The 14,196-nt window shown below is 52.6% G+C and carries 12 protein-coding genes; 1 reads left to right on the forward strand and 11 read right to left on the reverse strand.

The window, feature by feature from the left end:
* Window positions 1–152: 152 nt before the first annotated feature.
* The 10 genes from ACN0R8_RS10850 to glnT all read right to left on the reverse strand — a co-directional run bounded on the left by ACN0R8_RS10850 (window position 153) and on the right by glnT (window position 11,915).
* Window positions 153–842, reverse strand: a complete 690-nt coding sequence (locus ACN0R8_RS10850) for a sarcosine oxidase subunit gamma (protein ID WP_417597299.1) — start codon at window positions 840–842, stop codon at window positions 153–155.
* A 3-nt stretch (window positions 843–845) separates the two neighbouring features.
* Entirely contained in the window at window positions 846–3,854 is a 3,009-nt protein-coding gene (locus tag ACN0R8_RS10855; RefSeq protein WP_417597300.1) for an FAD-dependent oxidoreductase, read from the reverse strand.
* On the reverse strand, window positions 3,851–4,162 hold the full coding sequence (locus tag ACN0R8_RS10860) for a sarcosine oxidase subunit delta (protein WP_417597302.1): 312 nt from the start codon (window positions 4,160–4,162) through the stop codon (window positions 3,851–3,853). The genes ACN0R8_RS10855 and ACN0R8_RS10860 overlap by 4 nt, the downstream gene beginning before the upstream one ends.
* A gap of 69 nt (window positions 4,163–4,231) precedes the next feature.
* Entirely contained in the window at window positions 4,232–5,488 is a 1,257-nt protein-coding gene (locus ACN0R8_RS10865) for an FAD-dependent oxidoreductase (RefSeq protein ID WP_417597305.1), read from the reverse strand.
* Window positions 5,489–5,559: 71 nt separating this feature from the next.
* Window positions 5,560–6,417 carry a bifunctional methylenetetrahydrofolate dehydrogenase/methenyltetrahydrofolate cyclohydrolase FolD gene (gene folD / locus ACN0R8_RS10870; RefSeq protein ID WP_417597307.1) on the reverse strand — a complete coding sequence of 286 codons (858 nt, stop codon included), beginning with the start codon at window positions 6,415–6,417 and terminating at the stop codon, window positions 5,560–5,562.
* Between the two features lie 11 nt (window positions 6,418–6,428).
* Entirely contained in the window at window positions 6,429–7,313 is an 885-nt protein-coding gene (gene purU / locus ACN0R8_RS10875) for a formyltetrahydrofolate deformylase (protein ID WP_417597309.1), read from the reverse strand.
* A 137-nt stretch (window positions 7,314–7,450) separates the two neighbouring features.
* Window positions 7,451–8,782 (reverse strand): FMN-binding glutamate synthase family protein, encoded by a 1,332-nt coding sequence (locus ACN0R8_RS10880; protein ID WP_417597311.1) that lies wholly within the window; start codon window positions 8,780–8,782, stop codon window positions 7,451–7,453.
* 24 nt (window positions 8,783–8,806) lie between these two features.
* Window positions 8,807–9,490, reverse strand: coding sequence for a protein glxC (locus ACN0R8_RS10885; RefSeq protein WP_417597313.1), 684 nt, complete (start codon window positions 9,488–9,490; stop codon window positions 8,807–8,809).
* A gap of 40 nt (window positions 9,491–9,530) precedes the next feature.
* Complete coding sequence (locus tag ACN0R8_RS10890) at window positions 9,531–10,427, reverse strand: class II glutamine amidotransferase (protein ID WP_417597315.1); 897 nt, start codon at window positions 10,425–10,427, stop codon at window positions 9,531–9,533.
* A gap of 156 nt (window positions 10,428–10,583) precedes the next feature.
* A complete protein-coding gene (gene glnT / locus ACN0R8_RS10895; protein WP_417597317.1) occupies window positions 10,584–11,915 on the reverse strand; it encodes a type III glutamate--ammonia ligase in 1,332 nt (443 codons plus the stop codon).
* A 293-nt stretch (window positions 11,916–12,208) separates the two neighbouring features.
* Between glnT and ACN0R8_RS10900 the strand changes: the two genes are divergently transcribed.
* On the forward strand, window positions 12,209–12,802 hold the full coding sequence (locus ACN0R8_RS10900) for a helix-turn-helix domain-containing protein (RefSeq protein ID WP_417597319.1): 594 nt from the start codon (window positions 12,209–12,211) through the stop codon (window positions 12,800–12,802).
* A 132-nt stretch (window positions 12,803–12,934) separates the two neighbouring features.
* Here the strand turns inward: ACN0R8_RS10900 and amt are convergent, their stop codons facing one another.
* Window positions 12,935–14,188 (reverse strand): ammonium transporter, encoded by a 1,254-nt coding sequence (gene amt, locus ACN0R8_RS10905; RefSeq protein ID WP_417597321.1) that lies wholly within the window; start codon window positions 14,186–14,188, stop codon window positions 12,935–12,937.
* Window positions 14,189–14,196 lie beyond the last annotated feature (8 nt).

Below are 14,196 nucleotides of genomic sequence, written 5' to 3' on the forward strand. Positions count from 1 at the left end.
TGCACCACTATAGGGCGCAAGCCTTTATTAATCGCGATAGTCGAGTCCGAGTTAGAAAACAAACAGAAGGGCAAGGCTAGAAAATCAACAGAAGAAAATGTAAGTCCATCAAAAGGCATCGCCGGAGTACTCTCCGGCGATACCCAGGGTATTTACAGCAATGGCGCTATACCGCACAAGCCTCCCTGATACTCAGCTACCGCATCCTGCAAAACCGTCAGCAGATACTCACTGGAGCTGATATCACTGAGAATGGAGAAACAAGGCAGTTCTCGGATCTGGTGACGTACAACAATACAGTTAGTTCGGGCAACCGATGTCTGAGCGATAGCCCCCACAGGAAACGCCTTCTCCCGGAGATCCACCGCACAAAGCTTGGCCATCACCTGTTCGATATAATCGCCGGTCAGTGCAAACCAGGCATGACTGTCCTCACAGAACAACGGATAACAGTGTGCCGGAGTATCCCGATGCTGGAGGGGCATCTGCGCAACCCGCTGCCCCAGATCCTGCAGGCTACCCAGCAACCAGAACTCCGTAGGGCTCAGTCGAAGCGCCAACTCCCCAAGAGGTTGTACTGTGCTCTGATTGGGGGTCTCAGGCAAAAGAGTGCTCTGGTCGCGCAAAAACGCCTCTGCCCCCAGCCCTCGATAACCCACCCGAGGCAGCAGGGTCAGATCCACAATGCCGGCACGCTTCAGACGGTCGGTATCCCCGGCATCAAGCTGTGTCAACAACCTTCCGCCCAAGGCGGTCTCAGTGTCATATTGGCCGGATAACAGACGATAGTACGGCGTACGCACTGCACCTGCTTCCGGCGAACGATCTTGTGTTTGCATCATCAATTAAACCTCCTGCCGCTTTTGTTCAGGATCATAAAAAGGCAGAGCCAACACTTCCGCCTTAACAATCAGGTCTCCCTCAACACGAATCGGGAATGAAGAGCCCACATCCGACTGTTCGATCCCCACATAGGCCATGCCGATAATGGCGTTAACCGTTGGTGAGTATTCACAAGAGGTCACATGGCCGCTGATATCAGCCCCCGGACCGGCATGAGATAGCACAAGATGCCCCTCCTCCGGCTTCTGGTTCTGCGCCACAAGCTCTTTTGGCAGAGTGAAGCCCACCAGTTTTCGGGTTTGTGGACGCTTCATCACAATATCTACGGCCCGACAGCCGTTGAAGTAGGGCTTCTTCTTGCTAACCGCCCAGCCCAGAGCAACCTCACCGGGATGACTCATGCCGTCAGTATCCTGCCCGATGATGATATGCCCTTTCTCAAGGCGCAGCAGACGCTGGGTCTCAACGCCAAAGGGTCGGATATCAAACGACTCACCCGCGTTCATCAGCAGGTCCCAAAGGAGCTCACCAAAGCGGGCCGGAACGTGTAACTCGTAACCCAACTCACCCACAAAGCCGACCCGTAGCATACGAACCGGAATTTCCTGCTCACTGCCCGGAATATTCAGGAAGCCTTCACGACAGGCCAGATAGGGGAAACCTTCCGGACTCAGATCCTGATCCGTCAAACGTTCCAGAACCTTACGGCTGTCCGGCCCCGCAAGGTTGACGGCGGCAAAGGCAGAGCTGACATTAGTGATATCAACATCCAGCCGCCACTGGGTATTCCAGAAGGTCATCAGACGGTAGACCGTATCAACCCCTGTGGTGGTCGCCGTCACATAGAAGTGGTCATCAGCAAAGCGACAGGCCACACCATCATCAATCACGACGCCCTGGTCATTGGTCAAAACAGCATAACGGGTTTTACCCACCGGCTGTTTCAGAAAACCGAAGGTGTAGATACGATTCATCAGTTCTGCAGCATCCGGCCCGCGCAACTCAATGCCACCCAAAGTTGAGACATCAATCAGTCCTACCTTCTGACGCACATGACTGGACTCATTTTCGATGCAGGCATTACGGATCTGGCGTGCCTGAGGCCATAATGGACTGGCATCACTGCCTTGCAACTGCTGATCCGGCGTCGGATAAAAAGCCGGACGCATCCAGAGACCGGCGGGAATCATCTTTGCTCCCATCTCAAGGTGACGATGGTGCATGGCGGTGTGCCGATAGGGGTCAAACCCTCGGCCAGCCAGATAAGCCAGCTTCTCCGGCGTTAACGGCGGGCGCGCCGTTGTCACACCGGTTTCCGATACGGTACGTTGGGTCACCTTCGCCACCAGTCGCGCCGTTGGCAGTGCTGAGTGCCGCCCCTGACTGGGGCCCATGCCAACGGTGGAGAAACGTTTCACCAGTTGAATATCACGGTAACCCATTCGGGTGGCATTAACGATATCCTTAACCTGAAGATCTTCATCAAAATCCACAAACTCTTTGCCCTTAGGGTGAGGGAAGATCGGCCAGGGAAAGTTCATCGTTTTATCGCACAACACCTTGGTGGCTGACTCATCACTCAGCCCCAGCTCTCTCAGAGCCTCAATGGCAGCCCGTTCACCATCTGCTATTACAGCAGATAAGCCATAAATCCCGTTGACAGAACCGGCAATATGCAGATTTTCCGGCAGATTTTTCAGTGAGAATGCAGCCCGTTCATCACTGTAAGAGAGCTGACCTCCCGCTTGACACAGTAGTTGGTAGGCTGGCATATAACCGGCAGACATGCAGAGCAGGTCGCAGGGAATAATTTCGTAATCGCTAGCTACTTCACCCGGTGAGGTGATGGTGCGAAGCTCAACAGACTTCAGATGCAGATCACCTTTTGCTTCATAAACCGTCTGACTGAAGCGAACGTCCACTCCCATGCCGACCAGCTGCCTGACCAGATCCTGTTCTGCTGCTGAAAGCTCAGATGCCTGACGCATTTCCGCCACGGCACAAACCTTAACCTGCTGTTGTTTAAGTGTCAGAGCGGTCAGATAACCATCTTCGTTGCCGGTCAGCACCACGGCACGTTCACCGGGTTTCACCGCGTAGAGTTTCATTATGCGCATCGCAGCGCTGGACAGCACAACCCCCGGAAGGTCATTACCCCGAAAAACCACATGTTGCTCATAAGCACCAGTTGCCATGATGCACTGTTTAGCTCGTACCTTATAAAGGCGTCTTCCCTTTAACACCGGCAGCCAGTTATCCATAAACCAAGCATTACAGACCGCATCCGTCATTACCGAAATATTTTGATGCGCCTCAACTTGAGCCACCAGATCCTGACGCAGCGACTCGGGCTCGGCACCATCCGGGAAAGCGGCATAGGTCAACGCGCCCCCCAGGATCGGGCTCTCCTCCAACAGCAGAACATCGGCACCTGTGTCAGCCGCTTTCAGGGCAGCAGAAAGCCCCGCCGGGCCAGAGCCCACTACCACCAGATCGTGGTGTAAAAAGGCCTTATCGTAGTATTCTGGCTTAAACTTAAGATCAGCAACCCCAAGCCCCGCCTTCACCCGGATCTTCTTCTCCCACCAGTCCCAAACCCCCTTAGGTTTATAGAACGCCCGGTAGTAAAACCCCACCGGCATAAAGCGGCCAAAGTGATTCAAAATGGCATCTTTGTCTTTTTTCAGGCTACCGTTTACATTTTGCCCGCCAATGCTGATGCCATTACTGGCCAGCTGGCGATCAGCCAGTACGTTAGGCTCATCCGGTAGCTGAACCAGACTATTAGCATCATGCCCGGACAGCGTCAGTGGGCCACGGGGACGATGGTATTTAAAAGACCGTGACCAGACCCACTCCCGGTTTGCCAGTAAGGCACTAGCCAGCGTATCGCCTTTTAAGCCAACAATAGGTGTACCTTCAAACTCAAATTCAACCGTTTGTCGCCGATCCAGCAGCAGCCCCATGGGCTCCGGTAGACGATGCAAAACAGCAGGGTTCGGTGCACTCATAAGACCACCTCCCCAGATGATGATCCCACTCCAAACTGAGTTGTGGTGACCTCATCCGCTAATAGCGCAGAATCATAGGTGCGGATAATCTGCTCACTGGTTCGGTCACGTTCCGCCACAAACCAATAACCGGACGCGCTGTGGTACCACCACTCACGGACAACACCTGTACTGTTATTCTTATAGAAGGTGTACTCCGCCCAGGCCTGATCTGTTGCCTGCAGATCCGGCAGCGCCGTCACCTCACCACCAAAAACAAATTCGTTGATGTTTCTAAGCCCATTCAGAGGGCATGTCATCATTTTCATCATCGATCCCCGACTCTTCATAATATATGCCGCTAACCGCCATCAGCGCTGATACGGCTGTTACTCTGTTCAGTGGGAGGCCGCCGTAGCGCCCATTTCATTGACCTGCCTGAACTGGTTAAATCGTTCCGCACCAAAAGGCTGGATTAGCGTAGGGGTTTTACCGGTGGCCACCAGCTCTGCCATCGTCTGTCCGCAGATGGGGGTCGCCTTAAAGCCCCAGGTTCCCCAACCTGCATCCAGGTAATAGTTTTTCACCGGACTCATTCCCATAATCGGACTGTAATCTGAGGTCATATCGGTCAACCCCGCCCACTGGCGCATCAGTTTCAGATTAGCCATAAAAGGGAACAGCTCGACGGCATGGGCCAACAGCTGTTCTTTCAGCTCCAGGCTGGACCGGCTGTTATAAAGCGGGTAAGGGTCAGAACCGCCACCAAAGACCAGCTCACCCCGCCCGGTCTGCTGAACATAACAGTGAAATGCAGGAGAGCTCACCAGAGGGTCCAGGAAGGGTTTTACCGGTTGAGTGACCATCGCCTGTAAGGGATAGGTCACAATCGGCAGACGAAACCCTGCTTTCTCCGCCATCATCGAGCTGTGCCCGGCAACCGCCTGAACAGCAACACCACACGCAATGGTGTGTTCAGCACTTCCCTGTCTGACTTTCACCCCTTTTACGACGCCCTCTTCCACCAGAATATCGGTCACCTCTGTTAGCTGGTGCAGCTCAACACCCCGCTGGGTGGCTCCCTTGGCATAGCCCCAGGCGACAGCATCATGACGAGCGGTAGCACCATCCATATGCCAGAGTCCTGCCAGAACAGGCTGGTGGCCTGGGTTCATATTCAGAGTGGGTACCAGTTCTTTTATCTCCTGAGGCCCAATCAGTTCTGTCTTGCCTCCAAAGTGTTTATTCACTTCGGTTCGCTGACGAAAACCACGAATGGCAGCATCGGTGTGCGCCAGTGTCAGCTGGCCCCGCCTGGAATACATAATGTTGAAATCAAACTCATTGGAAAGCTCCTGAAACAATTTCACCGACTCGCTGTAAAACCGAACCCCCTCTGAGGTCAGATAGTTGGAGCGGATCACTGCGGTATTACGAGCCGTGTTTCCACCGCCCAAATACCCTTTTTCCAGAACGGCTACATTGGTAATGCCATGGTATTTCGCCAGGTAGTAAGCGGTGGCGATCCCGTGCCCGCCACCACCGATAATCACCACGTCGTAGTGTTTTTTCAGCGCGGTTGGTGGGGGTAGGTCGGCATCCTTCTCAAAGGGGAAGTCACTGTTAAGGCCGTATTTAAGAAGTGCAAAGGGCATAAGCCTGCTCCTGTATCATCAGCTCCACTGATGGGATATGTTTCATCTGGCGGCAGATGGCAGCCAACGTCTTACTGCTGAGCTCGTGCAGCCAGCAGTGTATTTTTTATCAGACAGGCGATGGTCATCGGCCCTACGCCACCGGGCACCGGTGTTACGGCATGGGCGATGGGCTCAACCGCGGCATAATCCACATCACCGACCAGCTTGCGCTTACCATCACGCTCGATGACATTGATGCCAACGTCGATAACCGTAGCCCCTGGCTTTACCCATTCGGAGCCGATCATTTCAGGAATACCGACAGCGGCCACCAGAATGTCAGCCTGCCGGGCAAGCTTTTCCGGCTCTGGGGTACGTGAGTGCACAATCGTCACCGTACAATTGGCCTGCAGCAGCAGAGAGGCCATCGGCTTACCAACAATATTGGAGCGCCCCACAACCACCGCGTGTTTACCGGACAGGTTCCCCAAGGTCTGCTGGAGCATAATCATGCAACCCTGAGGCGTGCAGGGCACCAGTGCGTCTTTACCTACACTCAAAGCGCCAACATTTTCCGGATGGAAGCCATCCACATCTTTAGCCGGTGAGATAGCCGCTATCACCTGTTCCTCATCCAGATGCTCTGGCAAAGGGAGCTGTACCAGAATGCCATGTACTTCGGGATCACTGTTCAGTTCTTCGATCAGATCATTCAGAGCGGCCTGAGTTGTCTCGGTTGGTAACCGGTATTCCGTGGAATTCAGGCCCGACTCAGTGGCACGAGCGGTTTTGTTACGCACATAGACCTGACTAGCTGGATCTTCTCCTACCAAAACAACAGCCAGACCGGGCCTGAGGCCGAACTCCCGCTGGAATTCCGCAGCATTCTGCGCCACTGACGTCAACAGCTCAGCAGAGAGCTTTTTTCCATCAATTCGCGTTGCCATAATCTTTCTCCTTACTTGAAGACAACAGTCTTATTGCCGTCCACAAAGACACGGTGATCGGTATGCAGCTTTATGGCCCGGGCCAGAGCCACCGTTTCCGTATCCCGACCGGCACTGGTCAGCTTCTCCGGTCCCATGGTGTGATCAACGGTCTGTACCGACTGCTCAATAATTGGCCCCTCATCCAGATCGGCGGTGACATAGTGAGCTGTGGCACCGATCAGCTTTACCCCCCGGTCATAGGCCTGATAGTAGGGACGTGCGCCTTTGAACCCCGGCAGAAAAGAGTGGTGAATATTGATCGCCTTCCCTGCAAGGTGACCGCAGAGGTTGTCTGAAAGGATCTGCATATAACGGGCAAGAATCACCAGCTCTGAACCGGTTTCTTCAACAATCTCCAGCAAAGCCTGCTCCTGCCGGGGCTTGTTCTCCTTATTGACCGGAAGATGGACAAAGCGGATCCCCTCCCGCTCCACCATAGGTCTCAGATCCAGGTGATTGGAAACCACTGCGGTGATCGCTATCTTCAGGTCACCTTTATTTTTCCGATAAAGCAGATCCCTCAGACAGTGGTCGGCCTTGGAGACCATAATGACGGTTTTTAACGGAGCGCAAGCGTTATGCAGGGTCCACTCCATATTCAAATTCCGGGCAATTTCGGTAAAACCCGATTCAATACGTTTAGCCGTAATTGCCGCCTTATCAGCATCCTCACCCTGAAAATGGAACCGGGTACGCATAAAGAATTTGCCACTATCCTGATCATCAAACTGCGCTTGCTCGCTGATATAGCAGCCCTGCTGAGTCAGATAACCGGCAACATCGGCCACAATGCCACTTCCTGCCGGACAGGTTGTTCGAAGGATATATTCGGTTTTGTTGCTTGCATGAGGCATGGTCAAAATCCTGTTTACTTTTTTCAGGGTGCAGAAACCCGTAAAGCGAATGCTTTAATTAAAAAATGGGCCTTGAAAAGGGTTGATAGCGGAGCTGCCAGGGCAACTCCGGTCTGTCGGTGACTAGATATTCAGGCTCAGAATGACTGTCCCGGAATCCAGCTGGTGCCGGCCAGAGGAACCCGTGCCATGGCAGCGGCTTCCACATTCAGAGCCACCAGATCTTCCGGCTCCAGGTTACGCAGGTCATTCTTGCCGCAGGCCCGGGCCAGAGTTTGCGCTTCCATGGTCAGAACCCGTAAGTAGTTCGCCAGACGACGACCCGCTTCAACCGGATCAAGGCGTTTACTGAGCTCTGGGTCCTGAGTGGAGATACCTGCCGGGTCTTTACCTTCATGATAATCATCGTAATAACCCGCCGCGGAGCCGATCTTTCTGAACTCCTCATCCCATTTAGGATGGTTACAGCCCAGAGCAACCAGTGCGGCTGTACCGATCGCCACGGCATCAGCTCCCAGCGCCATCGCTTTCGCCACATCAGCACCGTTGCGAATCCCACCGGATACGATCAGCTGAACCTTACGGTGCATCCCCATCTCCTGCAACGCCTGCACCGCCTGAGGAATCGCCGCCAGTGTCGGGATACCGACATGCTCAATAAACACTTCCTGAGTGGCGGCGGTTCCCCCCTGCATACCGTCAACCACGATCACATCCGCACCGGCTTTCACCGCCAGCTTTACGTCGTAATAAGTACGGGTTGCACCTACCTTGATGTAGATCGGTACCTGCCAGTCGGTGATCTCCCGCAGCTCCTGAATTTTGATCGCCAGATCATCAGGCCCGGTCCAGTCCGGATGGCGGCAGGCGGAACGCTGATCCACTCCCATGGGAAGGGTGCGCATCTGAGCGACACGATCCGTAATCTTCTGCCCCAGCAGCATACCGCCACCACCGGGTTTAGCTCCCTGCCCCAATACCACTTCGATCGCATCGGCCTTGCGCAGATCATCAGGGTTCATGCCGTAACGGGAGGGCAGATACTGATAAACCAGTTTAGTGGACTGGCCGCGCTCTTCCGGCGTCATACCACCGTCGCCCGTGGTAGTAGAGGTTCCCACGGCGGAAGCTCCGCGCCCCAGTGCCTCTTTAGCATTCGCGGAAAGCGCACCAAAACTCATACCGGCGATGGTAACCGGCGTTTCAATCACAATCGGCTTCTTGGCAAAACGGGTGCCTAAGGTAACCTGGGTATTGCATTTTTCGCGGTAACCTTCCAATGGGTAGCGCGACATGGAAGCTCCCAGAAACAGCAGGTCATCAAAGTGAGGCACCTTGCGCTTGGCACCAAAACCACGGATATCATAGATACCGCTTTCGGCAGCCCGACGGATCTCAGTCATGGTCGCCGCATCAAAGGTTGCAGACTCACGCAGGCCAGCTTTTACATTCAGATCTTGTTCACTCATCGTTTTATCCTCGTCTCTGCGTGATCAGTAAGCACTGACATTATCAACTTTAAAGTTATAAAGCTGGCGGGCTGAGCCATAGCGTTTAAAGCTGGCCGGATCTTCATCCATACCTGCTCGGTTAAGCAGGTCAGCCAGATAATCCAGATGCTCCTGGCGCATCTCTTTTTCCACACAGTCTGCGCCTAATGAAGCGACGCTGCCTTTAACAAAAATCTTGGTTTCATACAGAGAGTCGCCCAGCGCATCACCGGCATCACCACACACAACAAGAGCACCGGCCTGAGCCATAAAGCAGCTCATGTGGCCCACATCACCACCTACAACAATCTCAACCCCTTTCATGGAAATCCCACAACGGGCACCGGCATCACCTTCAATCACCAGCAGCCCTCCATGGGCTGTTGCACCGGCTGACTGAGAGGCCTGACCTTTGACACGTACAATGCCGGACATCATATTTTCTGCCACGCCCTGACCCGTATTACCGTGAACCACCACATGAGCTTTCTTATTCATACCCGCACAGTAATAACCGGCGTGACCTTCAATATCGACACTTAAGGCTGCATCCAGGCCACAGGCAATATTGTGATCCCCTCTGGCGCCGGTAATTTTCCATTCACGCTCAGTGCACTCACCAGACTGCTCATGCAAAGCCTGATTCACATCACGCAGCGAGCTTGTTGCCAGATCAAGTGTTTTCATAATTCAGATTCCTCGTATTTAACCTTGTCAGCGGATGCGCTTAGCTGCGTTCCCAAACGTAGATTTTGGCTGCTTCCGGCTCCCAGACTTTTGCCTTCTCAATACCCGGCAGAGAGGTCAGAGCCTGATACTCAGAGGCCATGGCCACATAATCATCCGTTTCCGCTAAAACCGCTGGTTTACAGGCGATCGGGTCACGAACCACAGCAAAACCGTCCCGGGTGCCGATGGTAAACGTGAAGAAACCATCCAATTCCCGCAGAGCGTTCTCCAGCGCCAGCTTCAGACTGTCTCCCTGCTGCAGACGATGCATCAGATAACCAGCAGCCACTTCAGAATCATTTTCTGTTTCAAAATGAATCCCCTGGCGCTTCAGCTCTAGTCGCATACGGTTGTGGTTAGAGAGGGAGCCGTTATGCACCAGGCAAAGATCCTCTCCGGTTGAAAATGGATGCGAACCGGCCATGGTGACCGCTGACTCGGTGGCCATACGGGTATGTCCGATAATATGAGTCCCTTTCATCCCTTTGAGATTGAAACGGTTGGCGATCACTTCCGGCAGCCCTACCTCCTTCAGAATTTCGATGGAGTGGCCAGCGCTCAAGATCAGAACATCAGATGCCTTTTCTTCCACAAAGGCTGTTGCCTTGTCCGCAGGGCACGCTATTTTAAAAACCGCCACCGTATCATTCCGGAACCAGCTAACTTCAGCATCCAGCTCAATACGCGCCTGCTCCGCCAGTGCTTCCCAGTTGTAGTCCACATCCTCGTGGCGCAGCGTCAGTTTGCAACCATCGGCAACCTCATCACCATAAATGGCAAAACCGGCACTGTCCGGGCCTCGATCGGTCATCGCGATCAGCATGGGCTCAAACAGGGCACCCAGCTGACTTTCCAGCGCCGGGTTCTTCAGGTAGAGACCTACGATTCCACACATCGCATCATCCTCACTTCAAAAAAGAGTCATAAAAAGTCATATCAAAGAGTCAAAATCCGACTCGCCCGCTGATTTCAGGCCGAGCGAAGCCGTTCCGCTTAAATCAGACTTAAGCGGGCTCTATCCATTGGTAAAAATGGTGAAACTCAGGTCAGATCAGAAGAACTCGCCGTAGCGGGCTACTTCCCAATCACTGACATGGCGGCAGTAGTCGATCCACTCATCACGTTTCAGACTGACAAATTCTGCCATCAGGTCTTTACCTAAAGCCTCGGTCAGCACAGTGTCCGCCTCCAGAGCAGCCACCGCTTCACCCAGATTCTGAGGCAGAATATCAATACCTTTCGCGGCCAAGTCCTGGCTGCTCATGGTGTAGAGGTTTTCATTCACCGGATCTCCCGCTTCCAACTCACGCTCAATACCATCCATACCCGCCGCGATCAGTGCTGCATGAACCAGGTAGGGATTGCAGCCTGAGTCCGGCAGCCGGAATTCAAGGCGACCATAGGGAATACGCACCATGGCGGAGCGATTGTTATCACCGTAGCAGATATAAGCCGGAGCCCAGGTTGCCCCGGATGCGGAACCGCCCACCACCAGGCGCTTATAGGAGTTCACGGTAGGGGCTGCAATAGCGCACAACGCCTTAGCGTGATGCAACAGACCCGCCGTAAAGTGATAAGCCATTTTGGACAGTCCCATGCCATGCTTATCGCTGTCGTCGCCAAACAGATTTTTTCCACTCTCATCACAGATGGAAAGGTGGAAGTGCATACCATTACCGGTGCGATCAGAGGCCGGCTTGGGCATAAAGGAGCAGACCATGCCCAGGTCATTGGCAATCTCACCGGCTGCCATACGAACAAAGGTAAAGCGATCTGCGGAAGTTAAAGCATCACTATAGGTGTAGTTAATCTCGAACTGACCATTAGCGTCTTCGTGGTCAATCTGGTAAACATCCATATCCACTTTCTGCAGGCTATCAACCAGCTTCTCAAGAAACTCCCGGGAGCGGGATAATCCTTTGTAGTCGTAGCATGGCTTGGTCAGCGTATCCGTATCATCCACCGGCCCCAGAGAACCATCACTATTGCGTTTAAACAGCGAAAACTCAGGCTCAAGTCCGGTATTGAGTGTCCAGCCCCGGCTACTCAATCGCTTTAGCTGTTCTTTCAACACGACACGACTGTCATAGTGATAAGGCTTGCCCTCCACGTAGCCATCACAGGCGATCCGGGCATAACCCGGCTGCCAGGGAACAATCGTTAAACTATCCAGATCTCCCCGTGCCAAAAAATCAGGGCCATGAGGTTCCATACCTAGTCCCCAAACCGCAAAACCGGCAAAGCCTGCGCCCTTTTCAACAACATCCATCAGGCAATGGGCAGGCACAGACTTCGTCTTGGCAACACCATGAATATCGACAAACTGTGCAAGCACATATTTGATGTCATTCTCATCGCAGAAACGCTTTACATCTAACGGCATCAGGTCACTCCTAAAACAGTTTAGGTCACTCATCTTCCTGTCAGGCTATAAAATTTCCCGTCAGGAATATTTGTTTAAATATAAGAAAGCAACCGCTGTGCCACATATTTTCCTGATGGGAATATTTTATTCATGATCTGATCAAGTTATTGATTTTACTAGAGTTATGAAAATTAGTTTCCTAACAGGAATACTGCTAACCATACACAGAGGGTATAATCCCCTTCTGTTCTTGGGATAACCGCAGGCATTACGCATGAAACCAGTGCGCAACCGCATTAAATTGGAGCACTATGATGGATCAGAACCGCACCGAGGAGTTTAGCCTCGACCAATACATCGGCATGGTGGTTAAAAAGGCCAGAGTAGAGCAAGGGCTTAAAATTACAGATGTTGCCCGCATCTCCAATATCAGTCAGGGGATGATCAGCAAGATTGAAAACGCTCAGGTATCCACCAGTCTTGAGACGCTAAACCGGCTGTGCAACGCCATAGGGCTGTCAATTTCTACCCTGTTCACCGACTACAATCGCCCAGAGGGTAGTGCTCAGTTTACGAAAGCTGGCGAGGGTTTAGAGGTCGTACGACGGGGAACCGATAAAGGCCATAACTATCAGCTACTCACCTATCAGCGGGGAGGAAAGAAAAACTTTGAAGCATTTCTGATCACCATGGATGATCTGGCGGAAGTGTTTCCAACCTTCTCTCATCCGGGGCAGGAGTTTGTTTATCTGCTGTCAGGGCGTCTTCAGTATCGCCATGGTAACCATCTGTATGAGATGAGTGCCGGTGACAGCCTGACTTTTGATGCTGAGGTACCCCATGGCCCAGAGCAGCTCTACGATGTGCCGCTGCAACTACTCTCTATTATCAACTACTCGGAGTAGCATTACGGCAACCCATAAGAAGGAATAAAGCAGAGTGGCTAAAAAAAAGCGCTTACCTGGCTCTGATAAAACCGGTAAGCGCAATAGGTATAGCATCGGAGGGTCTTTCTAATTATTTCATGAACTCATAGCTTACTTGTCATTGGTAAATTCAGGATAGGCGGTCATACCACACTCATGAACATCCATACCTTCCATCTCTTCCTCATCACTGGCCCGCAGACCCATCACCGCTTTGATGATCATCAGCGTTACCATGGTGGCACCAAACATCCAGGCGAAAACGACTACTGTGCCGATTAGCTGATTGATAAAGGTAGCATCCGGATTGCTGATCAGAACCGCAAAGATCCCCCAGATACCCGCTGACCCGTGGACAGAGATCGCACCAACAGGATCATCCAGCTTCAATTTATCCAGCAGAAGTACCGAGCCAACCACAACCAAACCACCTACAGCACCAATAAAGGTTGCCATACCTGCAGAAGGCAGCAGAGGTTCAGCTGTAATGGCTACCAGACCGGCCAGAGCACCATTAATGGTCATGGTCAGATCGGTTTTACCAAACAGGAAGCGCGCCAGCAATGCGGCAGCCACCATACCCGCAGCCGCAGCCGCGTTGGTGTTAACAAAAACCCGGGCAACGGCGTTAGCTTCTTCCACATTAGCGATCTTAAGCTCTGAACCACCATTGAAACCAAACCAGCCCATCCAGAGAATAAACATACCCAGTGTTGCCATTGGCAGGTTTGCACCCGGAATCGCAACAGGTTTACCCTCTTTGGTGTAACGTCCCTTACGTGCTCCAACCATAATCACAGCAGCCAGGGCAGCAGATGCACCCGCCATATGAACGACAACAGAGCCAGCAAAGTCCTGGAATCCCATCTGATCCAGGAAGCCACCACCCCATTTCCAGTAACCCTCTACCGGATAGATCACCGCAACCATCACAATGGCAAAAATCAGGAAGGGCCACAGACGCATCCGCTCAGCAACTGCACCGGAAACAATGGACATGGTCGCCGCTGCAAAAACCGCCTGGAAGATAAAATCAGCCATCGTGGAGTAATAAGGTGCATCATCCGCACCGGATACCACATCAGCAGCGCCATTATCCGCTCCCAGGAAGAACTCGATACCCGGAATCACACTGGAAACAGGGTTCGCCGGATACATAACGTTGTAACCCACAAACAGGTAAACAATACAGGCAATGCCGTAGAGCAGAGCATTCTTATTCAGAATCTCTACCGTATTCTTACTTCTTACTAAACCCGCTTCCAGCATGGCAAAGCCTGCAGCCATCCACATCACTAAAGCAGCGCTTATTAAGAAATAAAACGTGTCCAGGGCGTAACCAATTTCAATGACTAAGTTATCCATTTTTTACT

Origin of the sequence: Oceanospirillum sp. (assembly GCF_048265165.1) — a bacterium.
In the GTDB taxonomy this organism is placed as follows: Bacteria; Pseudomonadota; Gammaproteobacteria; order Pseudomonadales; family Halomonadaceae; genus Oceanospirillum.